A 23,607-nucleotide genomic window follows, 5' to 3' on the forward strand; every position below is an offset into this window, starting at 1 on the left:
GGCTATTCTTACATCGGCGGCGACTCGCTTCGTGCGATAAATCCTGATATGTTTATCAACCTGGTCGCTTCGGCCCGGAGGTTTCGCACGTGCGTGTGTTGATCTTGTTCCCCTCCATGGACATCGAATGGGAACGCGTGAAGGCATACGAAGCCAACGTGCGCCGTCCCTCGCTCGGACTCGGCTACCTGATGGCTATCCTGCGCAAAGCAGGGATCGAGTTCACTTACATGGACATGGTCGCTAAGAGGCTGGCTCTGCGGGACGTGGTCGAGGAACTCAAGGCCGGCGCGTACACCACCGTCGCACTCCACGCGAACAGCTCCACGAAGGACGACGTCTGCCGCATCATCGCCGCCGTGCGCGAACACACGGGCGCAAAGACGTTGATTGGCGGTCCCGGCGGCGTTCGCGGGCGCGAATTCATGGAGGCGGGCGCGGACTGCGTGTGCGTGGGCGAGGCGGAAGCGCGATTCGTGCCGATCCTGCGGGCACTTCACGGTGACGGCGAGCTCGGCGAGATCCTCGGGATTCTCTATCACAACGCCGCAGGGGAGATCGTCGAAACGGCCGATGCGGGTTTCATCGAGGACCTCGACGCCGTCCCGTTTCCGTGGCGGCCCCGGGAATTCGTTCCGCTCTTCGGCGAGCCCGTGAACCCGGCGGTGACGGGCACCTACATCAGCCTGATCGCCTCGCGCGGCTGTCCGTACAAGTGCACGTTTTGCTACGCCCACCAAGTGTGGGAGCACAAGGTCCGCTTCCGCTCGCCCGACAACGTGCTCGACGAGATGGCGCACGAGCAGGCCAACTGGCCCGACGCCTACTTCACGTTCGTCGATGACGTTTGGGGCCTCGAAAACGAGTGGGCGATCGAGTTCTGTCGCAAGAAGATCGAACGCGGGCTCACCTTCAAATGGATGTGCATCATCCATCCGCTCAGCTTCGGCCGGCGGCGCGCCGAGATCATGGAACTCATGGCGCGCGCGGGCTGCAACTGTATCAGCTACGGTGCACAGTCGTCGGACCCCGGCATCCTCAAGGCGATCCAGAGGTCGCCCAAGGAACCCGGGGAGCTCGCCGAAGCCATCGCGCTTTGCCGCCGGCACGACATCCTGTCGATCGTGACGTGGATTTTCGGTCTCCCCGGCGAAACGCACGACACCGTGAAGACAAGCATCGCCTGGTGCCTGAAGCACCGGCCGCATCTTGCCGACTTTCATCCGCTCTACGTGATCCCGGGGACGGCGCTGGAAAAGCAATACGGCGCCGGGCCGTGCACGGTCCTGACGCCGCAGGAAGTCGAAATGGCCTGCGCCACGGGCTTCCGCAAGTTCTACACGCGGCCCTACACCGCGTGGCAACTCGCGAGCTTCATCCTGCGCAAAAATCCGCGTTACATTCTGCGCATGGGCACGCCGATCAAGCGCCTCGTCATCCACGCCATCAATCAGGAAAAGACCCTGCCGGGTCACGAGCCCGCCCAGCAGCCCGCGACGACCTGAACCGGACGCGCGCGCCTTCCACCGCGGGCGCGTGTTGTTCGGTCCATGGCGCTGTGACATAATCCGCGCGCTCCGTTCCGTCGATTCTCCTTGGAGTTTCCCATGCGTCGCATCGCCTTGGCCATCGTCGTTTGCCTTCTCGCCGCTCCAGCCGCATTCGCCCAGGACAAATCCGGAAGCCAGATCGTGGACGAGATGGTGAGCGGCATCTCGCAGGGCAACATGCAGATGCAGCTCACCATGAAAATCCTGTCCAAATCGGGCCAGACGCGCGAGCGCGTGCTGCGAAGCCGCATGAAGGAAGAAAGCGGCCTCGGCAAGTCGATCATCACCTTCGAGGCGCCCGAGGACGTGAAAGGCACGAAGTTCCTGCTGATCGAGAACAAAGGCCGGGACGATGACCAGCTTCTCTACCTGCCCGCTCTCAAAAAGGTTCGCCGCATCGCGGGATCGCAGCGCACGCAAAGCTTCATGGGAACCGACTTCACGTATTCCGATCTGGAGACGCACGACGTGAGCGAGGGCGAGCATGTCCGCCTGGCCGACGAGAAGGTGAACGGCGCGGACTGTTACGTCGTCGAGACGACGCCCAAAGCTTCGGTCAACTCCGAATACGCGAAGGTCAAATACTGGGTCCGCAAGGACAACATGGTCGTCGTCAAGGCCGAGTTCGCCGACAAAGCGGGAGCGCCGGTCAAATCGCTCGTGACGGATCAGCTCGACGAATACAAGCCCGGCAAGTGGATGCCCAAGTACCTGAAGATGAGCAACGTGCAGAAAGGCACATCCACGGAGATTCTCATCAGCAAGTATCAGTTCGACGCCAAAATCGCCGACGACTTCTTCACCGAGCGTTTCCTCCAGGACGAATCCCAGTTCTAAAGCGGGAATGAGAGATGCCGATTCGCGCTCGCCGATTCTGCCTCGCGTTGGCGACGCTCGCGTTCGCGTTCGCAATGGCGACGGCCTCCCATGCGCAGGACGAGGACGACTCCGCCGACTTCTTCGGCGACGCCCCGGCGAAGGTCGACGCATCGAAGTCCGGCGAGGACTTTTTCGGCGACGGCGTGACGCCTTCCGTCTTCACGAAAAAAGGGGAAATCGGCGGCGAAATCTGGCAGAAACTCGCGACCGACACCGTGAAGGATCGCGAAAGCGAGTACCTGCATTCGTCGCTTTCGCTGCTGGTCGCTGAAGGCAACTTCAACGTCACGCCGAAACTCTCCGCCCGCCTGTCGGGACTCGCGACTTACGAATTCGACTGGAACAGGACGCACCACTACGCGGAATACGACGCCGAGTTGTGGGAACTTTACGGGGATTATCGCGCGGGCGATCTCGTTCTGTGCGTCGGGCAGCGTGTGTGGGCGTGGGGGCAGACGGACATCATCTCGCCCGTCAACCTCATCAATCCCGTGGACTTTCGGCGTTTTCTCGACGCGGAGATGAATCTCGCGCGCATGCCCGTGCCGTCGCTCGCCGCGACGTGGTACTTCGGCGACCTGCGTTTGACGGGCATCGCCCTGCCCTTCGCGCGGGGAGCGCAATTCGACGTCGTGCGCAGCGGTCACAGCCTGTTCGGCCATGAGTTTCCCCTCGGCGAACTGCTGCGCTTTGCGAAGGACGATCGCGGCTACCGGAGCGTGAAGCGCTTTCTCGACCTGTGGAGTCCCGACTGGCAGGACGACCTGCAAGGCGCGTTCGACGATCCCGATTTTTACGCGGACCGCATCGAGCATCCCCAGGACGACTTCACGCACGCGTCGGGCGCGGCGCGATTCGGCGGGCGCGTGCGCGGTTGGGATTTCGACGTGATGGGGTACTACCTCTACGATCAAATCCCGACCATCTACCTGAACCCGCAATTTCGCGATCTGTTGCGCGCGGGTTCCGATGCCGAAAGCGATGACGGACCCATTCCCGATCCGCGAGATCTTTCCACCTCGGTCGTCACCGATCCGTTCCGCGCGACGTGGTCGCGCATCGGCGGCACGGGCGCGGACGTCGGCACGACGTTCGGCCCCGTCGCCCTGCGCGCGGAAGGAACGGCGATCTGGGGACGGCGAACCTATCGGGAAGATTTCACGTCGGTCGAAAAGCCCGTTTACAACTACGCGGCGAACATCGAGTACACGCTGCCCGGCGACATCATGGTGAGCGCCGTCTGGTATCAGTCGCACCTCGGCGATTACGAGCGCGATCTGATCGCCGAGCCGGTGAACTCCCTGCTCTTCCTCGCGTGGCGTGCGACGTTTTTGCAGGATCGCCTGAAAACCGAGGGCGTGGCCGCGTACGACTTTTCGGAGTTGTCGGACGACGAATGGCGGGATGCCGACATTTTCGGAGAGGGTGCGCAACTGTCGCCCTTCGTCGAGTGGGCGTGGACGGACACGGTGCGCACCGCCGTCGGCGCGAACCTGCTGACCGGCAACCGCTACACGCTCTTCGGTTTCTTCCGCGAGCGCTCGCGCGTCTTCACGACGCTGAAACTGGACTTCTGACGAATGACTCCGCCCCGAAATACCCTCCCGATCACGCTGGTGGGCGAGTCGCTCCGCGTGCTCGTCGTCGGCGGCGGCGCGGTGGGTACGCGCAAGACCGAAACGCTGCTCGAGGCGGGGTGCACCGTGAGCGTCATCGCGCGCGAAGCCCCGGCGCGCGTGATCGAACTGGCGAGCGCGCATCGAATCGCGCTCCACGTGCGTGAATATCGGCACGGCGACGCCGGCGGTTTCGATCTGGTCGTCTCGGCGACGGGCGATCGCGATCTCGCCACGTCGATCGCCGATGAGGTTCGCGCGCGGGGCGGTCTCTTCAACTGCGCCGACGCGCCGGAACTCGGCAACGTTCACCTGCCCGCCGTGTTCCGCGAGGGATCGGTATCGGTGGCTGTTTCCACCGGCGGCGATTCGCCCGGACTGGCCACCCGCGTGCGAGATTTTCTCCGCGCGTCAATTTCTCCCCGGCTCGTCGAGGCGGTTTGGCGAGGGGCCGACGTTTCGAGCGAAGGTCCCGGAACCGTATTTCTCGTCGGCGCGGGACCCGGCGACCCGGATCTCATCACGCTGGCCGCGATTTCCGCGCTCGCACGGGCCGACGTGATTCTCTACGACATGCTCGTCAATCCCGAACTGCTGCGTTTCGCGCGCCGCGAAGCGATCCGAGAATTCGTCGGCAAGTCCGCGGGAGGCGAATACACGCCGCAAGCCGAAATCAACGAGCGCCTTTACGCCCACGCCGTCGCGGGGCGAACGGTGGTGCGTCTCAAGGGCGGCGATCCGTTTCTTTTTGGTCGCGGCTCAGAGGAATGGCGCTATCTGGCGGAGCGCGGTGTTCCCGTGGAATGCGTCAACGGGGTGAGTTCGGCGTTCGCGGCGATCACCGCCGCCGGCTATCCCCTGACGGAACGAGAGCGCTGCGACAGCGTCTTCGTGACGACGGGTCATCGCTCCGTTTCGCCGGGTACTCGCCTCGTGCCCGACTACGACCCCGGCGTTGTGGCGATCGTTCTCATGGCGTCGAAATCGCTCGCCGAGGTGCTTGCCGCTTTTCGCGAGCATGGCTGGTCCGACGCGACGCCCGCCGTGATGATCTCGCGTGCGACGTTGCCCGACCAGCGACACGTGGCTTCGACGCTCGGCGAGGTTGCCGAGGCGAGCCGGACGGCGCAACTCGCCACACCCGCGCTGCTGGCCGTCGGCGACGCGCTCGACGCGCCGATCGTCAGCCCCCGACCGTGAGGTAGATTCCGGCGAGGCCCGTCAGAATGAGCGCGACCCGCGGCGCGAGCCGCTCACGTGTGCCCTGGTCGGGCACGGTATGGGGTCGCAGGCCGTTCAGCCCCAGAATGAGCGCGGTGGAAAAGAGCGGCGCGCTGGAGAAGATGACCATGACGAGTGTGACCGGGCCGCGGCTCACCGCGTGGACCATCGCCCACACGCCGAGCATGGCGAACCCCTCGCTGAAGTAGAGGAGAAACGTCCGCCGTCCGATGGACCGGATCGACGCGACGCACTCGTCGCGAACGCGGCGCGGTGCAAGCGCAATCATCATCGCGGGAATCGTTCCAAGGCGGTCGAAAACGAACCAGGTGGCCGCGTCGACGTGCGTCGTCCCGTACTTCGTGGCGACGTTGGCGATCGCGGCGATGAGGCTTGCGGCGACGGTCATGGCAATCGCCGAAAATCCGACATGACGATGTTCACCGCTCGGCGCGCCGACGAAACCGAGCAGTGCGGTGACGACCAGGACGAGCGCCATGCCCGCGTATCGCTCCGCGCCGAAGACCTCACCGAGCACGAGCGCACCGAGTACGGCGACGAAGACGGTGCGGATGTAGAACAGCGCGGCGGCGACGGGCGCGTCGAGGCGGCGCATCACCCAGTAGAACAGCGCGATGACGCCGTACATCGAACCGCCGCAGGCCATGGCGAGCAGCGCAAAGGGCCACGGACACGCGGACAGGCCGACGGTGGCGACGACGATCGCGGCTGCCGTCACTGACGCGGCGGTCAACGGAACGAGATACGCGGCGGTCGTCATGCGCCATTTCGACAGCACGATCTTGTCGACGATCTGAACGCTGCCCATGATGGCCGCGGCCAGCAATGCGAGAACAACCCAGCTCATCTTCTCTCCGAAAAGCCGATCAACATACGCACGAACACACGCGCGGCAATACCCCGCGCGGAGGGCTCACCACGGATTTGTGATGAATGCGCCCCTAGCGCACGAGCCACGCCAGACCGAGGCCGAGATAATTGCCGAGCGCGTACCCCATCAGTCCGGTCGTGAGGCCCGAAACGACGATGTCGCGGTTTTTCAGCGAGGCTGCGACGGGACCCACGAAGGCGGGACCGAAGATGGCGGCGGTGGAGGTGATGATGGCCGTGTCGGCATCGATGCGGGCGATGGCGGCAAGCGCGAAGTGCAGCGCGGCCGACGCGAACAGGACAACCGCGACATAGAGCAGGTACACGCCGCCGACGTCCACGATCCGGCGCAGGTCCGCAATGAGGCCGATGGACGCGCAGAACGCCAGCAGCACGAACTCCCCCGTCTGATACGATCCCGCGATGGCGCGAACGCCGGGCAGCATCGAAAGGCCGATTCCGCCGCTCGTCACGGCGAGCATGACGAGGACGGTTTCGATCTTGCCCAACACGAGGAGCGAGAGTCCGATCGATCCCCCCGCCACGAGCGCCGCCAGCAGGATCGAAATCGCCCGGTCCTTCGCGCGCACGTCTTCCGTGCCCCGGAGCATGGGATCGGCCACCGGCTCGCCTTCCGGCGAGCGAAACGCGGGCATGACGCGGAGCAACAGGCGCTGCGCGACGCTGACCAGAAACAGCAGATACACGGAACTGGCGATGACGTCCGCGCCGTTGACGAGCACGAACGTTTCGTCGGAAACGCCGAGGGCGATGCCGATCGCGGACATGTTCGGCGTGCCGCCGACGTACACACCGACGAGCATTCCCGCGATCTTCCACGCATCGGGAATCGATCCGGCGAACATGCGCGCCGCGATGCCCGACACGATCAGCACGGCGACGCACGCGAGGGCGAACGACACGAGTGTGGAACGCGCCAGTCCGAACCAGCGGCGCACATCGCACGAAAACAGCAGCATCGGAATCGCGAGACCGACCGCCGCTTCGCTGATCGATGTCGCGAGCGCCGCGTCGATCGCGCCCATCGCGAAATTTGCCGTGACGATCCCCGCCCCGTAACAGAGCACGACCGGGCCGAGCACGCCGAGCAGACGCACCCGCCGCGCGCCGAAGACGGCCAGCGCAGGCACGACGAAGGCAAACAGAAGCGTGAAAATCGCGCGTGCGTCCATCGGAGGTCCTTGCGGAATCGACGGATGCTAGCATAACTGGAGCGCGTTTGGGCCAAGGTGGTTTGGGAGCCGCTCTTGATCTGGGTCACGCTGGGCTGCATCGTTGCATTCGCGTTTACCGTCGAAACCATCGCGGGTTTCGGCGCGACGGTCATCAGTGTGAGTCTCGCGGCGAACCTGATGCCGCTCGACGAGCTGCTGCCCATCGTCGTTCCGCTGAACGTGGCGCTCTCGGCGTACCTCGTTGGTCGTCACGCACGACATGTCGATCGAGGCGTTCTCGTGCGCCGCTTCCTGCCGTCGTTCGGGCTCGGAATGCCGATCGGACTCGCGCTCTTCAATCTCCTGCCCGCGGTCGCGCTAAAACTCCTGCTTGGCGCGTTCCTGTGCATCTTCGCGCCGCTCGAACTTCGCCGGCTGACGCGCCCGGGCGGCGAAGACGCGAAGCCGGTTGACGGCGTGGCGCAGGCGGCGCTTCTCGGCGCGGCGGGGGTGATTCACGGCGCGCTCTCGACCGGCGGGCCGCTCGTCGTCTACTGGGCCGGGCGCGCCATCCTCGACAAGTCGGTCTTTCGTGCGACGCTCTCCGCCCTGTGGCTCGCTACCGGTCTCGTTCTCGTCGCGAACTACGCGGCGACGGGCCTGGTCACCGGCGCGACGCTTGCGCGCTCCGCCATGCTTTTCGTGTCGGTTTTCGTGGGCATCGGCGCGGGCGAGTGGCTGCACGCGCGGGTGAGTGAACGACGATTTCGCGTTCTCGCTTACGCGTTGCTGCTTCTGACGGGAATCACGCTCGTGGTCACCAACATCTAAACGCGATCGGGCGGCAAAAAGCCGCCCGACGTGATGACGCGTTCATCGCCGATCAGAAATTGAGCACGCCCTGCATGGAAAACGTGTTGTTGTCGAGCTCGGGCAACTGCATGGAAAACGTGTTGTTGTCGAGCTCGGGCATGCCTTCGAGTTCGGCGCGGTCGGTGTAGTCGAGCTGCAGCTTCAGCTTGTGGTGCGTCGCCGCGTGGAAGTTGATGCCGTAGGTCGACGCCGCGAGCCGCCGCGTGTCCATCACATCCGTCAGCAGATCGAGTTCGTACGTCTCATACCGGGCCGCGAGTTCAACGTGGCGCGGAATGACGAACAGTCCGCCCTGCACGTACCAACCCTTTGTCTCCCAATCCTCGGCGAAACGGTCCGCCACGACATCTTCCTCGAATTCTGGCTCGAATCGCGTGACGATGTACTCGCCCTGCACCGACAGGCCCGACCACTTGAACTCGGCGTCCGCGCCGACCGCCTTGACGACGCGGTCGATGTCGTTGTTCTGCATCATCGATGCGCCGAGCGACAACGAAGGACGCACCGCCTCCGGCGATTTCGCGACACCCTTCGCCGGCCACCAGCGGGGCATCGTGTCACCTTCGCCGCCGCGCAGCGGCGAAAAGAGATCGACCTGCGCGCGGGCCGCGTAGAGCATGTTGTCGTTGTTGTCGCTCGTGTAAACGTGGTCGCCCTGCCCGTTGTACGCACCGCCGTCGATCGACAACCGGCACCACTGTCGGTTGTCCGCACCCGCGAGCACTTTGTAGTCCTGATGCACGGTCGCGCCGAGGTCGTAGCGGATCGGCAATTCGGAAACGACCATCGAGCGGTTGATGAACTGCAACTCGGTGGTGGACTTCAGGCTCTGGCGCGAGAACGGAACCTTCTGCGCGCCCAGCGTCATGCCCCACGAACCGACGAAGGGACCTTTCTCCAGCGCCTCGGGCGTGTAGAGCCCGCGCATGTAAGCCTGATCGACGCGAAGGCCCATCTTGCCGTCGGCACGCGAATCGCCCTCGACGCTCATCTTCGCCGTGAGCCACGGGAAGATCACGCGGCCGTGCAGGCCGAGCTCGGCTTTGTTCACCCAGAAGTTGCGTTCCTCGTCGGGCGAGCCGGGGTACTCGATCACCTCGTCGTACTTCATCTGATTGTACGGCGTGAATCCGACCGCGAGGGCGCCTTCCGGCCCGAGCGAGTAGAAGCGCGACTTCGCCATGCGGGCCGCGGCCCGATTGTACGCCTCGTCGTCGAGGACGCCCCGCGATCGGAGAAGATCCAGCAGCTCCAGATCCGCGTCCACGGAATCCTTCTCGACCTTCGACTCATCGACCGGCCACAGGTCCGGAATCACCTGTTGCGCGTTCGCCGACACGACCAGACCGAGCACCATCACGATCGCCGAAAATGCGGCCACGGCTCGCGGCATGAATTTCCCCCTCACTTGCCCGCCGGCACGAAACGAATGCGTTTCACGGTCACGGGAATGATTTCGTCCAAGGTGTAAAGCAGCGGGACGTACTCGCCCGCCATGTATTCATCGTGCAGATTGTCCATGTAGACCGACGCGGGACGTTCGACCTGCCCGCCCGGCAGCGCCGCCAGCGCGGGATAACGATCGCCATCCATCTCCATCACCATGCGCGCGGCGGGCGCGTGACCGTTGTGGAAGTCGTCCACGAGGCCGTACGGATTCGCGACGTTGATCGTGAACCAGCCGCCGTCGGACGGCGACTCGGGCAACGCCGGGGCGATGAGCGACGGAATGCTGATGCCCTCGAACGCCAGCGCGAACTCGGCGGTGTGGAGCCGCCCCCACTGCCACTCGGCCATTTCCGGCCCGATGCCGTCCTCCGACGCGAGCCACGCAATCGCATCGCCGAGCGCGTCGAGCAGGATGTCTTCCTTCGACTCGATCACCGGAGTCGTGATGTCGTCCCACCACAGCTCGCCGTGATTCGTCTTCTCCGGGCTTTCGAGAAGGTTCAGCAACGCGCGGGCTTCCCATTGCGGACCCGACTCCGACTCATCGCCCGGCAGTTCCACGTCGGCCTCGGCGAACTCGTCGCCGAATGCGTTGACGATGACGCGGCCAAGCCAGACGTGGAAGAGCGTCGCGGAGACCGACTGAAACGCCTTCTCCGAGTCGGTGTACTCCGGCCGGTACCGGTCGGCGACCGCGGCGGGCGTCGAGAAATCCCACGTCGCAAGTTGGTCGATGGCGCGCTTCATGTCGGGCGCCACCAGATCGGGGCGGACGTTGTACGCCTTGAACAGGAACGGCAGCATCCGCCGGCCGAAGTCGCTCGTCGTGTCGGACTGGATGCGCGCCATGTCGTCCAGCGTCGCACCTTTATCGGTCGCGGAACGAAGCAGACGCGTGATGCGCCCCGCGCGGTAGCCGATGTCCATGTCGTAGTAATAGTAGTAGTCGTCGTTCGTCGGATTGTTGTCTTTCAGCGTGCCGTAGATGTCGTTGTTCGCCGTCGCGAGATATCCCGACACTGGATTTTTCACGCGCGCCTGCGCGTCATCGGGAATGTAGCCGTCCCACTCCGAACCGCCCGTGCCCGGAAGCGGGAGGTAAGGCGGCTGCGTGCGCCAGTTTTCCCGAATCGGCAGGTTGCCCGTGGCGACATAGCCGATATCGCCGTTCACGTCTCCGAGAATCCAGCTATACATGCCGCGGCGATACTCGGAGAACGCATCGAGCCCTTCGTCGAGGTTCTCGGCGAACAGCACGTCGACGAACGCGTCGAGTTCGTTGCCCGGCGACATGCCCGTCCACGCAAGGCTCACACACGAGGTGCCCTGACACGAACCCGGAACGATCGGCCCGTGATGCGGAACGAACTGCGTGGCGAGGCTGATCGTGCGCGCCTCGGCGGGATCCGACGAGGTCCAATAGTTCCGGCCGAACTTGCGGATGGGCACGAGTTGGTTCTCGAAGACCACGTGCTCGTCGTCCTTCTTCGGCCGAGTTTCGATATAGACGTCGTACGCGTCGATCGCCGCGTTGGTGCCGCTCCACGCCACGTAGTCGTTGTGACCGATCTGCGCGCCGGGTGCGCCCGGAAACGCGAGGCCCGCGAAGGAGACGTCGCCGTCGCCGAAGTGCGTGCTGTTGACGTGCACGAGGTAGAAGAACGACGGAAAAAGCAGTGACAGGTGTGGGTCGTTCGCCACGAGAGCGTTGCCCGTGGCGCTGTGCGCACCGTCCACGGCCCAGTTGTTGGAATGCTGCCCCTGCGCGAAGAACGTCTGGCGCGCCGCTTCGATCGTCTCACGCGCGGCCTGCATGGCGGGCAACGCGTCGCGGAGCCGGTCGGCGATCTCGTCCCATGCGGCGAGGTCGAGTCCGGCCATCGAGTGTTCGGGCTCGCCGCTCTTTGCCGCGGAATCGAGGATTGCCGTGGGGTCGGACGGTTTGGCGCGATAGATGTCGAAGAATTTCTCCGGTCCGAGCTTCGCCAGCGCCTCGCCGAGCGCGATTTCCTCGGAAGCCGAATTCGATCCGGCCCACAGGTTCACGACCATGATGCCGAGGATGTCGCGGATCGTCATCGGTTCGATCGACGCGAGGTCGTACGACAGAATGCCCTGGTACATCGAGGGCGGTTCGGCTTCGGCGCGTCCGGCGACCATGTCGGCCAAATAGGCGTTAACTCCGTCCACGAACGCCTGCAGCGCGAAAATCGTCTTTTCGTCGAGGCGCCCCTCGATCCAGTCGGCGATGTGCCGACCGTCGGGAGCGGTGAAGAGCGTTCGGAAGTAGTGGTCGACCTCCCAGATCACGACGTCGGCCAACAGCGGCCCGACGAGCGACACGTGAGCGATGACCTCGCCGAGCCGGCCGTCGGCGATCTTGCGCGCGAGGTCGATTTCGCCGAAACGATCGCGCGCCTGCATATACCCTTGCAGATAGAACGCATCTCGATCCGTCCGCGCGTAGATGTGCGGAATGCCCCATTCGTCCACGAGCACATCCGCCTCGTCCTCGAGGTCTGCGTGCTCGATGAGAAGATCGACCGGCAGGCCGAGCTCGTCCGCCGTGCCCGACTCGTCCTCGGCCTTGTCGCCGTGCTCGCAGCCGACCGCGAAGGCGATCAGGACCATCGCCGCGAAGGCAAACGCACGAAACTCAGTCCACCGCGATGTCATATTCCATGTCCGTGTAGTCCGGGTGCGTGACCGTGAGGGTCAGATCGTCGCCCGGCGTGATCGTGATATGCGCCTTGCCGCTCGCATCGGTCGTCGCATCGAAACCGGTGACGCCGCTCGTCGCCGTCACCGTCGCCCCCTCGATCGCCGTGCCCAGGTCGTCGTCCTGCACGGTGATCTCGAAGGTCGTCGCCTCGCCGGACTCGGCCGCGAGCGGCGCCCAGAACACGCGCGGGTTCTTGAAATACACACCGAGGTACGTGTCGGCGGAGCGCTTGATGCCCGCGGCATCGAGCGAGTCGATCGGCCAGCCGCCGCGCGTCGGATCACCGAGCTGCATGCCGTGATCGGAGGTGATGAACACCGCGGTGTCGTCCGCCATGCCGGCGATTTCGAGCCAGTCGAAGATCAGACCGAGGTTTTTTTCCAGGTGATCGAGCACCATCGACATTTGATCGCCATGCGGGCCGTTCTTGTGGCCGGAGTCGTCGGTCGTCATGAAGTTCATGATGACGTAGGTCGGCCGGGGGATCGCGCCGTTGAAGAACAGATGCCAGAGCTCGATCATCGCGATTTCCTCGACGAACTGCGCGAGGAACGTCGAGGTGTGCGGCAGGTTGGGATTCGGGTTGGGAATCCCCGGCGGCCAGTAGAGGCCCAGCGGCGGGAACGGGATCTCGCCGGTGCGGTCGCGAAACTCCAGGTCGGCCTTGTCGGCGTCGTATGTGGACGGTTCGGTGAGCGACGCGGTCAGAGCGCCTTTGCCCTTTTCCGGTTTGTATTTACCGAAGTTCCGGTGGACAGCGGCATGCAGCGTCTCGCCCGGTTCCAGCGGGTTCCAGTACTTCTCCGACAGGATGAGTTGGTTGATCGGCTCCGCGTACTCGCGCTCGGCGCGGATGTAGAATTCGTTGTCGAGGATGCCGTGGTGGCCGCTGTAGAGGCCCGACCCCACTACGTTGTGCCCCGGGTAGGTCACGCTCGGCCAGTTCGTGATGCTGCCGTAACCCGCCCACCCGCCTTCGTCGAAGAAGCGCGCGAAATTCGGCAGTTCGTCCGGGCGCTTCGCGACCTCGTCCACGATGCGGGTGTGCGTGAGGCCGTCCATGATGATGACGATGGCGTGCGCCGCGCCCTCGCCCGAGAGCATTTCGTCGAGCGGATGACCGTCCTGCCAGTGAAGCAGCACGTCGTGGCTGAAGACGCCGCGCTCGTCGATGCCCTCGGTCGGCTCGAACCCGAGTAGCTTTCCCACGGTCGGGGCGATATCGACATGGCGCGCGAACACGTCGTGCCGGCCGGGTTTGATTCCCGCGCCCCACGCCAGCAACGGGCTGCGGCTCTGCGAGATGTTCAGGCTGCCGTGGTTGCCGACGTAACTGGCCGAATGGGCGTAGCCCTTCCAGTTGATGAGGACGTCCGCCGCGTTGGGAGAATCGAAATACGCCGCGATTCGTTCGTAGCCGAACGGGTACGAATCGTTGTCCGGCTCGATGAACGACAGTCGCGGATCGTCCGGAGCGTAACCCTCTTCCGGCCACGAGGCGTTGTTCGGATTCGCGCCGAGCGCCATCTCCTCGTCGAACGATGCGCCCCACGTCGGGTCCTGATTGCCGATCGGGTTCTCGCCGTCGAGATCGGCGATCTCGTACTCGTAACCCCGATGCGTCGGTACGCGCCGGAACCAAAGCGTGCCGCGCGCCGAGCGAATCTCGTACTCGTCTTCAATCCGCGTCGCCGCGAAATCGACACTCGGGTCGGCCATGAGCGCTTCGAGCGCCCGCTCGTAAACCTGCTCCTCGGTCGGATTCACACCCTGATCGAACTGGGGGAAGTCGGCGAAACCCGTGCGGCCCGGCGTGGTGTTGTCGATCGAAAACGACGGTGAGACCACGGCTTCGCCGCGGTTGGTCGTGAGACGAACCTCGACCTCACCCGCGCAGCCCGCCTCACTGTCCCAGCTATGCCACGTGATCTCGTGCCGCCCGGGTCGAAGATAGTCGGTGTCGGCGGAGACTACGGCGCTCGCCCATTCGTCCCCCGCGCACGCGCCTTTGTAGTCGACTGACACGATTGAGCGGACGGCGTCATCGACCGGACGAAGCATGAACGCGAGGATGATGTCCCCGTAATCCCCGGCCGCGCCCTCGAATCGGATCGCCGATTCGGTCGGCTCGCCGCCGTCGCTCCAGGTGTCGTTACCCCAACTTTTGTGGCTTTCGTCGCGTTCGGCGCACGCAAGAGCCGTGACGCACGCCAGGACGGCGATGAGCGTAAGGCGAATCGAATTTCTCCGCATCGTCCCGATTCCATCCCGTCGATCTGGCCCAAATCGCTCGCGCGCGGCGCGAATTGCGATTGCGGCCATGAAAAAGTTGCGCGACTCTATGCGCGCTGCCGCACAATCGTGCGTCCGTCATGTTACAAGAGTGTCACAAAGACGATTTGTTCACCCGCTGTGTGAAGAAATGATGGCGGAAATTCGACGAGTCGGCAAGAGACGCGGGCGCGTTCGCGGGTCCGTTTGCGCACCGTCTCGGATTTTGGACGTGGTCGTCGCTTGACAGTGCCGGGTCGCGGTGACATAAGCCCGCCGATTCGAACCCGAGCGAAATGTCCGCCGATCCGTCAGAATCGAAGCCCGATTTTCCGACGACTCCGCAGCCGGCGTCCGAGCGGGATGACCTCGCCCGAAAAGCGGAACACGCGATCGAGCACGCCGGGCACCTCCTGCCTGCGCAGGGTCCGATCTCGGTGTTCATCCACCACAACACGCTGCACGCATTCGAGGACCGCCCTTTCGAGCAGGCCGTCGTCGAAGCCGGCGAGCTGTTCGGCTGCGAACCGTTCCTCTCTGAGGCGCGTTATCGCGAAGAGCACCTTCGCGGACGCATCCACGAGGTGGATATCCGCGCGGTTCTCGAGCGCGATGTGGACAAGGACGGCGCCGTTCGCCTCGGAAATCTCCTGACGAGATCCGAACTGCGCCTCACCGCTCTGCATCAGGGCATCGAGACGATTCCCGAAGTCGAACTCCTCTGGTTGATCGAGGAGACCGGGCTCATTCGCGAATTCCGCGCGGACGCCCCAAAGGCGGCCCGGCACCGGGTGGTCGAGGGTTTCCGGCGCGGGCTCGCACGCTGGGAACTCTCCCTGCGCGAGGAGCGCGACGCCGTGCGGGCGTTATGGAACGCGTGTCGACGTGCCGCGAGCAGACGAACGCGTGTTCCCGTTGCGAACGGCCCGCGCGGGAGTGAGATCCGGCACCGGGACATCCTGCTGTCGATAACGGGCCGCGACTGCGACGAACTCGTTCACCCCTTCCTGATTCGCGTTTGCGCCGCCTTTTGCGATCAGGGCATCGCCTACTGGCCGATGCCGGGACGCGAGCGCGGTCTTTTCGCGTCGGTCCTCGAACTCCACGGCACCGGTCCCACGCAGCGCGGTGACTGGATGGACGATTTGACCGCGGAGTTGGGCCGAGAACGGGACCTCGACCCATCCCCATTGGAATCAATCGTTCGCTCGCTCCACGCGCTCGGTGTCGATCCCGCCGACTGGGATTCCTACATCTCACGAACACTACTGGCCCTGCGTGGGTGGGCGGGAATCATCCGGACGCTCGAACACCGGCCGGACCTTTGGCCGGTCCAGGCATTGCCCGCCCGGCTGGCGGATTTCCTGGCCGTTCGTCTGATCGCGGACCGCGCCGCGCTGCGTTTCCTGATGCGGCGGGAAGGTCTCGGCGATGATCCCGCGCGCCTTCGTGCACAAAACGCATCGAGCGCGGATCCCGACGCGAACCGCGCGTCGCCGCACCAGGACGCGTATTCGCTGTTTCAGATCGCGCAGCTCGTCGGGCGGTCCGCCCGGGAGATCGACCGGCTCACCGGAGCGGACGTCGCCGAGATCCTCGGCGATCTCGAAACCTTCTCCGGCGTGGAACGGCGGCGATTGCTGCATCAAGCATATGAGCGGCGATATCGCATCGAGATCCTCGACGCCCTCGCGAAACATTCCGCGCCCGGCGCGAGCGAATCAGGGCCGCGTTTTCAATTGATCGCGTGTATCGACGAGCGCGAGGAGTCGTTACGACGGCATCTCGAAGAGATCGAGCCCGATTGCGAAACCTTCGGCGCGGCAGGATTCTTCGGCGTCGCGATGTACTACCGGGGTGCGTCGGAAGTGCACCCGCGTCCGCTGTGTCCGGTCGTCGTCAAACCGATTCACGAGATCCATGAACACGTCGCCCTGACGCACGCGAATACCGCCCGCCTGCGCCGGACGCGGGCGCGCGCACTGGCGCGTCTCCAGCGCGGCTTTCATGTCGGAAGCCGCACCTTGACGCGCGGCGCAATCCTGACCGCCCTGCTCGGTGCGTTCACCGCGATTCCCCTGACGGTGCGTGTGTTGTTCCCCCGCGCAGCGTCGGCGATTCGACACGCGTTCGGACGCGTGGTGCGCATTCCTGCGCGGACCGAACTGACGCTGGAGCCGGACGAAACCGTTTCCCCGATGTTCGGGGAGCGCGTCGGATACGATCCCCACGAAATGGCGGATATCGTCGAAGCCTTGCTCAGACAGACGGGACTCGCCGCGCGGTTCTCGCGGCTCGTCGTCATCGCCGGGCACGGGTCGTCCAGCCTGAACAACCCCCATGAGTCAGCCCACGACTGCGGTGCGTGCGGCGGCGGACGCGGCGGCCCCAACGCGCGCGCCTTCGCCCTCATGGCGAATCGCTCGGACGTTCGTTTCCTGCTGATCGAGCGCGGCCTGACGATTCCCGAAGACACCCTCTTCGTCGGCGCGGAGCACAATAGCTGCAACGACGACATCCGGTTCTTCGACGAGGACTTGATCCCGACGAGCCGCCGCGAGGAGTACGAGGCAGCGACCTCTGCCATCCGGCAGGCCTGCGCCCGCAACGCGCACGAGCGCTGTCGCCGCTTCGAGCACGCCGATTTCAATCTCCCTGCCGCCGCCGCGGTTCAGCACGTCGAGGCGCGAACGGAAGATCTGGCACAGCCACGACCGGAATACGGCCATGCGACCAACGCCGTTTGCATCGTGGGGCGACGTGCGAGGACACGCGGGCTCTTCCTCGATCGCCGTGCGTTTCTCGTGTCCTACGATCCGCTTCGCGACGACGCCGAGGGCCACACGCTCGAACGCGTGCTCGCGGCGGTCGCGCCGGTCTGCGCCGGTATCAATCTCGAGTACTACTTCTCCTACGTCGATCCCACCGGGTACGGATGCGGGACGAAACTGCCGCACAACATCACCGGCATGCTGGGCGTGATGGACGGTCACGCGAGCGATCTGCGGACCGGCCTGCCCTGGCAAATGGTCGAGATTCACGAACCCGTCCGCCTGCTCATGGTCGTCGAAAACGATCCCGCGCTGGTGCGCCGTGTCCTCGACCGGCTTCCGGCGGTCCGACAACTCGTGACCAACCGCTGGATGATTCTTGCCACGCTCGCCCCGCAATCGAGTGCGATTTATTTGTTCGACGCCGAACGCGGCGAATTCAATCACCACGTTTCGGAAGGCGGAGAATTGCCGGTCGTGGAGTCCTCGCTAGGGTGGTACGCGGGGCGATCCGATCACCTCGGCTGTGCTTCGGTACGCTCGTCCGCGGGTGCGACATGATGTGGGGTCTCATCGAACGCCTCGCGCTGATCGCCGCAGCCGCCCCGGCCGCGCTCTTTCTCGCGCTCGGCGTGTGCGCCCTCGCAAGGTACGCGCTGTCGGAAAAAACCGTGGGCCTGATGACGAGAGGGACATTCTTCGTCACATTCCTCTGCAACCTCACCGTGGCCGTTCTCATGGCCGCGCAGGATCGCAATCTCGTCGTGATCTCCCTCGGCGACTGGTTTCATTTGCCGGGCTACCGATTCACGGTCGAACTCCTCCTCGATCGCCTCTCGGTTCCCTTCGTCCTCTTCTCGCAGGCCCTGATCGGGGTGGTCGGCGCGTTCGCCAATCGATACGTGCACAGGGAGCAGGGATTCAACCGCTTCTTCACGCTGCTCGCGCTGTTCGCGACCGGCATGAACCTCATCATCCTCGCGGGGGGAATCGAGATCGCATTCGCCGGGTGGGAACTCGTGGGCCTCAGCTCCGCGCTCTTGATCGCGTTTTTCCACGACCGACGGCTCGCGGTCGAAAACGGATTTCGGGCGCTCGTCGTTTATCGCGTGTGCGACGCGGGATTTCTCGTCGCCGCCGTCCTGATCCGTCACTGGGCCGGTTCGGGCGACTTCATCCACCTGTTCGGCGATGTCGCATGGCCCGGCGGTGCCTCGCCGCTCGCCGGTGGGCGCGCCACCCTCATCATGGTGCTCCTCGTCGTGGCGGTCATGGGCAAGTGCGCCCAGGTGCCGTTCTCCGGCTGGCTGCCCCGCGCGATGGAGGGCCCGACGCCGTCGAGCGCCATCTTCTACGGCGCGCTGTCGGTGCACGCGGGGGTGTATCTGCTCCTGCGATTCGCGCCGCTGCTCTCCGAGACGCACGTGGCGGCCGCCCTGCTGGCTGCGGTTGCGCTCGTCACGGCGATCGTTGCGACGACCGTGGGCCGAGTGCAGACCGACATCAAGTCTTCCCTGGCCTTCGCATCGCTCACGCAGGTCAGCATCATCCTCATCGAGGTCGCAGCCGGTTTTTACTGGCTCGCCATTGCGCACACCCTCGGCCACATGTGCGTACGTTCGCTCCAGTTCCTGCGCGCGCCGTCGTTGCTGCACGACGTCCATAACGTCGAAAATGCCATCGGCGGCCATTTCGCGGCTACCGGCGAACACTACCGCCGTATGCTCGCGAAACCCGTACAGCGGGGACTGTATCGGTTCGCTCTCGAACGCGCGCACCTGGACACCGCCCTCGATACGTTCGTCGTTGGTCCCTTCGTCCGGCTGTTCGGCACGTTCGATCGCATCGAGCAACGTATCGCGAGCCGGCTCGACGGAACGCCGCGCGAGTCGTCGCCGCGCGACCGTTCGGCAGGGAGCGGGCGATGACGTTTTTCGCACCGTGGATCGTGATTCTCGTCATCGCGTCACTGGTCGGCGCGGTCGTCGCTCACCTGCGCCGGTCGCGGTCGCGATTCGTTGTGATGGTCGTCAACTCCGTCGCGCTCGCGGTGTCAACACTCGCGGCCGTCGATCTCTGGCAACGCAGCGCCCACCATGATCCGTTTGAATCGATTCGGATCTTCGTCGTGGACGACATGAACGCACCTCTGCTGGTGTTCGCGGCACTCGTGTCGTTTTTCGTCGCCCTGGTCGCGCCGGTGCGAAAGTGGAAGCCCGGCAGCGCCACGCGCATGTTGGTCGCCGAGGCCATCCTTTTCGCCGGATTCGCCGTGTCCAACGAGGTCGCGTTCGTCGCTTTGTGGATCGCCTCTTATCTGCCGTTCGACCGGGAACTCGGTCAATCCGACTGTCGCTCGGGATGCCGCCGAGGTTTCCGAATCGGCGCCATCGCGTCGTCCGGGCTGCTCGTCGTCGGTCTGCTCGCAAACCGCTGGATGCCTTCAGCCGACTCGGTCCTGCCGGGCTCGATCGCCATTTTGCTCGCGGCGATGATTCGTCAGGGCGTCGTGCCGTTCCAATCGTGGCTTCCACACCTTTTCGCGCGGGCGCCGCTGCCATCCGTGTTGATGCTTTGCGTGCCGCAGTGGGGAACCTGGGCGGCATTGCGGCTCTTCGTCCCCGACGCACCGCCGATCCTCCTATCCATCCTCGGCGCGTTCGCGTCGTTCACCGCCGTCTACGGCGCGGGGCTCGCGCTCGTCCAAAAAGACGCTCGCCGCGCCTTCGGGTGGCTCTTCGTCAGCGAGACGGCCATCGTGTTCGCTTCGCTGTCGGGGACAAGCGAGACCGGACTCGCGGGCGGGTTGTTGCTGTGGTTGTCGAGCGGGCTTTCGCTCGCGGGGCTCGGGATGGCCTTGTGCGCCCTCGAAGCCCGACGCGGTCGCCTTTCGCTCGAAGGATTCAGCGGCGGGTTGGAGAGCACACCCCGGCTGGCCGGAAGTTTCTTGCTGCTCGGTCTTTGCTCCGTCGGTTTTCCCGGCACGCTGGGGTTTATCGGTACGGAACTGCTGATCGACGGGAGCTTGGGCACACACCCGCAACTCGCCATCGCCATGGTGATCGCGACGGTCCTGAACGGACTCGCCGTCGTGAACATGTACTTTCGATTGTTCTGCGGACGCAGAACCATCGCCAACCCCGCGATCGGGCTGCGTCCGCGCGAGTACGCGGGCTTCGTCGCTCTCGTGGTGATTCTTTCGATCCTCGGTCTCTGGCCGCGCGGGATCGTGGCAACGCGCGTGCGCGCGGCAAAGACGGCGCAGGCCATCCCGCCCGTCGTCACCGCCGTGGAGCCGCGAGAGCCGACCTCATAAGAAAACCCCGCCGGAATCCCGGCGGGGCATCCATCGGCATTCAGATCCATCCGCTCAGTTCGGCGGATCGACCGAAATCATCTCCCATTCATCCTCGGTGCCCGCGACCAGCCTCGCGAAATGCGCCTGAACACGCACACCGCGAAACGTCTGCATCAGACGCTCGCGCGCGGCGAGAAGGTCCTCCCGGTGCCGCTCGAGTTCTTCCTTTTCGCCCGGGAATGCGAAGTGCCCGTACGCCCCGCAGTCCTGATGATTGACCAGGTGAATCGTTTTCACGCCGTGCAGATGGACGGCGACCTCGACGCTGCGCAGGATCGCCTGTCCCCGTTCGTTTTGCGTGTGAACGAAATCGTGAATCGCCCCGGCCCGAGCGATGACGTCGCAATCGACGCCGAGCGTCGCGATGAACGCGCTAATGAAGTCGCGTCCGTCCGGGCGGCGGTGCAGTCGAAAATCTTCGCACGTCACGAGGCACGCGTCGCAGCGATGTCCCATGGCGCCCTCCGTCTCCGGCCTATACGTGTTCCGGACGGTGTTCGAGGTGGAGTTTCGCCGTCGCGATGACCGCGGCCGCGTCGAGACATAGGATGCCGCAGATCATGAACGCGATCGGGAAGTTGCCCATGTCGCCGAGTTTGCCGCCCATGATCGGGCCGAAGATGCCTCCGACGCCGTACGCGAGGAACACCCAGCCGTAGTTCTGGCCGATGTACTTGGTGCCGAAGGTGTCCGCGGTGATCGTCGGGAACAGGGCGAAATTGCCGCCGAAGTTGAAGCCGATGAGCGTCGCGCCGAGATACAGCAGCCACGGCGTGCCGGCCATGAACGGGAACGCGAGCACCACGAGGCCCTGCGTCGCCATCATCGTCACGACGGAAATCTTGCGACCGATGCGGTCGCTGATCGCGCCCCACGCGATGCGGCCGAGTCCGTTCGACAGCGCGAAAAACACGCCCATCGCCGTTCCCGACACCGCCTTGGCCCGCTCGGGGTCGACACCGTTGCCGATGAGCGCTTCCATCGGAAAGAGTTGCATCAGACCGATGCTCATCAGGCCCGCGCTCGCGCCGAGGGCGAAGGTCCGGTGGATGAGATAGAACTGCGTCGTCTTGAGCATCTCGGACGCCGTGAAATCCTCGGAACCCGTGGCCGCGGCGCCCGGCTTGGGAGCGGGCGGCGTCCACCCTTCCGGCTTCCACCCTTCGGGCGGGAACACCATGAAGGTTCCGCCGATCAGCACCGCGACGCCGAAGATCGCGCCGTAGAGCATCAGCGTTCCGTTGAGACCGATGATATCGAGAAGGTGCGCCCAGGAACCGCCCAACTTGACCCAGAGCAGCGCGCCGAAGCCGAAGCCGGCGACCGCGAGACCCGTGATGAGCCCCTTCTTGTCGGGGAACCAGCGCATGCCGACGGCGATCGGCACGACGTAGCCGAGGCCGATACCCGAACCGCCGACGATACCCACGAAGAACAGCGTCACCCAGAAGTTGTGCGCACCCAGCAGACCGGCCAGAAGATATCCCGCACCGAGCACCACGCCGCCCGCCATGGCGAGCTTGCGGGGCCCGTACTTGGGCATCAGGCGTCCCGCCATCACCATGATCATCGCGAAAAACGCGAGGCCGCAGGAAAACACGACCTGCGTTCGGACCTTCGTCCACCCGGCCTTGGACGCGGAAATCTGCGTCGGCGAGGGTTTCAGAGCCGGAATCGGGTCGCCCGCGTTCCACGTCTCGGGAACCGCGACTTGGAACGTCTGCGCGCCCACGGTCGCTTCGACGACCTTCTCACCCGGTTTCGCGGCCGGGGTTTTGGGCACGATCATGCCCACCTCGACCCCGTCCACCGGCACCTTGACGAGGATTTCTTTGCCCTCTTTCGGGGCCTTGGGGACGAGGTACGGCGTGAACACCGACCACGCATAGATGACGCCGAGGCACAGTTGCACGAGGATGGCGCCGAGAACGACCCAGTTACGGTTCATCACTTTCGCGGGAGCGGACATGGGAAACCTCGCCGATGGAAATTGCAAATCCACAAACCACGCCGGGCGGCGAACGCGGCGCCGGACGCCGATTCGCCGGAACGAAGGGTCAACCCGGGCAATCACCCGAATGAATGAACCTTCATTCAGTTATGGATCATAAGCGAGGCTCGGGGGAATGTCAAAGCGCAGTCAGGGATCTTGTGAGAAATTCCGCCGTTTTTTGCTTCGGCCCGGAGTTATCCGCACATCGGGCGGTCGGCCAGCGTCACGCCGCGCGCCTCGGCCAGATCCGCGCCGAGTTCGCACAGACGCAGCTCGTCGAGGGCGCGCTCCGCCATGGGAAACAAAATGTTTTCCTCCTTCGCGAAGTGGTCCACCGCATAGTCCATGAGTTCGACAACCCTGGTCTTGAAAATGGCGGCGTCCTTGACTGAATCGAGTTCCAGAAAACCGCCCTCGATGTCGTTGTGCTCGTGACGCATCACGGCCAGCGGTCCCATCCCACCGATTTTGGGCTCCAACGCCGCGAATAGGAGGTTGTTTTCGAGCATGGCGTGCGAAACCAGCGCGGTCGCCAGCACACGGGTCGCTCCCTGCAACTCGTCGAGCGATGCGTTGTCGTCGACAGCTTTGCGAATTCGCTCGAACTGCGCGTAAAAAACGCCGTGTTCTCCGCGGAGGGCGTCGGTGATCTTCATTCGTCGTCTCCATGCGTCGTGGTGTGCTGTGTGAGACTATCGCTCTCGGGCGGCTCGGGTCGTTGACGCACGTCAAAACCGCGAAATATCGCCCGTTTTGCGTGATCGCGGCCGACAGCGGGTTCTTTACCCCCCGGCATTTCCCTGATAAGAGGAGGCTCATCGTGGACGGATCGTGTCCC

At 64.5% G+C, this 23,607-nt stretch carries 16 protein-coding genes; 8 read left to right on the forward strand and 8 right to left on the reverse strand.

Going from position 1 to position 23,607, the window contains the following annotated elements:
- Positions 1-89: 89 nt before the first annotated feature.
- The 4 genes from IT350_15010 (at position 90) to cobA (ending at position 5,245) form a co-directional block, all read left to right on the forward strand.
- Positions 90-1,505 (forward strand): radical SAM protein, encoded by a 1,416-nt coding sequence (locus IT350_15010; protein MCC6159358.1) that lies wholly within the window; start codon positions 90-92, stop codon positions 1,503-1,505.
- A 102-nt stretch (positions 1,506-1,607) separates the two neighbouring features.
- A complete protein-coding gene (locus IT350_15015; GenBank protein MCC6159359.1) occupies positions 1,608-2,387 on the forward strand; it encodes an outer membrane lipoprotein-sorting protein in 780 nt (259 codons plus the stop codon).
- A gap of 14 nt (positions 2,388-2,401) precedes the next feature.
- On the forward strand, positions 2,402-4,006 hold the full coding sequence (locus IT350_15020; protein MCC6159360.1) for a hypothetical protein: 1,605 nt from the start codon (positions 2,402-2,404) through the stop codon (positions 4,004-4,006).
- Between the two features lie 3 nt (positions 4,007-4,009).
- Entirely contained in the window at positions 4,010-5,245 is a 1,236-nt protein-coding gene (cobA, locus tag IT350_15025) for a uroporphyrinogen-III C-methyltransferase (GenBank protein MCC6159361.1), read from the forward strand.
- Here the strand turns inward: cobA and IT350_15030 are convergent.
- The gene (locus IT350_15030; GenBank protein ID MCC6159362.1) at positions 5,229-6,134 is read right to left on the reverse strand and encodes a DMT family transporter; all 906 of its coding nucleotides are present in this window, start codon (positions 6,132-6,134) and stop codon (positions 5,229-5,231) included. The two genes, cobA and IT350_15030, sit on opposite strands and share 17 nt — an antisense overlap.
- Positions 6,135-6,228: 94 nt before the next feature.
- Entirely contained in the window at positions 6,229-7,350 is a 1,122-nt protein-coding gene (locus tag IT350_15035) for a DUF819 family protein (protein ID MCC6159363.1), read from the reverse strand.
- A gap of 75 nt (positions 7,351-7,425) precedes the next feature.
- Between IT350_15035 and IT350_15040 the strand changes: the two genes are divergently transcribed.
- Complete coding sequence (locus tag IT350_15040; GenBank protein MCC6159364.1) at positions 7,426-8,163, forward strand: sulfite exporter TauE/SafE family protein; 738 nt, start codon at positions 7,426-7,428, stop codon at positions 8,161-8,163.
- A gap of 52 nt (positions 8,164-8,215) precedes the next feature.
- Here IT350_15040 and IT350_15045 read toward each other — a convergent pair whose 3' ends face one another.
- From IT350_15045 to IT350_15055, 3 genes are read right to left on the reverse strand one after another with little or no spacing between them, the layout of a single operon-like run.
- Complete coding sequence (locus IT350_15045; GenBank protein MCC6159365.1) at positions 8,216-9,598, reverse strand: hypothetical protein; 1,383 nt, start codon at positions 9,596-9,598, stop codon at positions 8,216-8,218.
- Between the two features lie 11 nt (positions 9,599-9,609).
- Entirely contained in the window at positions 9,610-12,330 is a 2,721-nt protein-coding gene (locus IT350_15050; protein ID MCC6159366.1) for a penicillin acylase family protein, read from the reverse strand.
- Complete coding sequence (locus tag IT350_15055) at positions 12,311-14,629, reverse strand: alkaline phosphatase family protein (protein ID MCC6159367.1); 2,319 nt, start codon at positions 14,627-14,629, stop codon at positions 12,311-12,313. Before IT350_15055 ends, IT350_15050 begins: the two co-directional genes overlap by 20 nt.
- A 314-nt stretch (positions 14,630-14,943) precedes the next feature.
- Between IT350_15055 and IT350_15060 the strand changes: the two genes are divergently transcribed.
- Genes IT350_15060 through IT350_15070 form a run of 3 tightly spaced genes read left to right on the forward strand, consistent with a single transcriptional unit; the run spans position 14,944 to position 20,734 of the window.
- Complete coding sequence (locus IT350_15060; protein ID MCC6159368.1) at positions 14,944-17,979, forward strand: DUF2309 domain-containing protein; 3,036 nt, start codon at positions 14,944-14,946, stop codon at positions 17,977-17,979.
- Positions 17,976-19,346, forward strand: coding sequence for an oxidoreductase (locus tag IT350_15065; protein ID MCC6159369.1), 1,371 nt, complete (start codon positions 17,976-17,978; stop codon positions 19,344-19,346). Before IT350_15060 ends, IT350_15065 begins: the two co-directional genes overlap by 4 nt.
- Positions 19,343-20,734: a hypothetical protein gene (locus tag IT350_15070; protein MCC6159370.1), complete on the forward strand. Its 1,392-nt coding sequence runs from the start codon at positions 19,343-19,345 to the stop codon at positions 20,732-20,734. The genes IT350_15065 and IT350_15070 overlap by 4 nt, the downstream gene beginning before the upstream one ends.
- A 54-nt stretch (positions 20,735-20,788) precedes the next feature.
- On the opposite strand, the gene IT350_15075 is transcribed toward IT350_15070, so the two are convergent.
- From IT350_15075 to IT350_15085, 3 genes are all read right to left on the reverse strand, one after another.
- The gene (locus IT350_15075) at positions 20,789-21,232 is read right to left on the reverse strand and encodes a hypothetical protein (protein MCC6159371.1); all 444 of its coding nucleotides are present in this window, start codon (positions 21,230-21,232) and stop codon (positions 20,789-20,791) included.
- A 19-nt stretch (positions 21,233-21,251) separates the two neighbouring features.
- Entirely contained in the window at positions 21,252-22,565 is a 1,314-nt protein-coding gene (locus IT350_15080; GenBank protein ID MCC6159372.1) for an OFA family MFS transporter, read from the reverse strand.
- A gap of 398 nt (positions 22,566-22,963) precedes the next feature.
- Positions 22,964-23,425: a hemerythrin domain-containing protein gene (locus IT350_15085; GenBank protein MCC6159373.1), complete on the reverse strand. Its 462-nt coding sequence runs from the start codon at positions 23,423-23,425 to the stop codon at positions 22,964-22,966.
- Between the last annotated feature and the right edge of the window lie 182 nt (positions 23,426-23,607).

The organism is Deltaproteobacteria bacterium, from assembly GCA_020845895.1.
Lineage (GTDB): Bacteria > Lernaellota > Lernaellaia > JACKCT01 > JACKCT01 > JADLEX01.